This window comes from Micromonospora sp. BS32 (genome assembly GCF_059089345.1).
The window spans coordinates 1-400 of sequence record NZ_JBSSHR010000154.1 but is presented as its reverse complement, the minus strand read 5'-3'; the positions used below and the strand labels follow the sequence as shown (position 1 = coordinate 400).

Below are 400 nucleotides of genomic sequence, written 5' to 3'. Positions count from 1 at the left end.
CCAGGTGGGCACGCCGTACAGGAAGCCGAACGCCTCGGCGGCGCCCGCGTACGGGCGCGGCAGGGCGAGATGGGCGACGTTGCCGAGCAGGTTGGCGGCGGTGACGGACTGGCCGAGCGGGCCGAGCACGATCCACAGGGTGGGGACCATGGCGGCCGGGCCGATCGAGTGGTGCATCAGCCGTCCCCAGACCTGGGTGATGATCACCACGCTCGCGAACAGGCTGATGCCGAACATCGCGTAGCAGCCCAGCAGCATCGTCAACCGGCCCTGGCCGGGCGCGAGGTGGGGGACGAGCGCGGCGCCGGTCGCGGCCGAGACCATCGGCGGCACCACCGGCATCAGCCAGCCGCCGAACGCGGCGTCGGCGGCCGCCTTGCCGCCCGTCATCATCCGGTAC

Annotated in this window: 1 protein-coding gene; it reads right to left on the bottom strand. The window is 73.2% G+C overall.

The window, feature by feature from the left end; all coding sequences use genetic code 11:
- On the bottom strand, nt 1-400 hold a 400-nt coding region (locus AC5RWQ_RS30700; protein WP_494286082.1), incomplete at both ends, for an SLAC1 family transporter.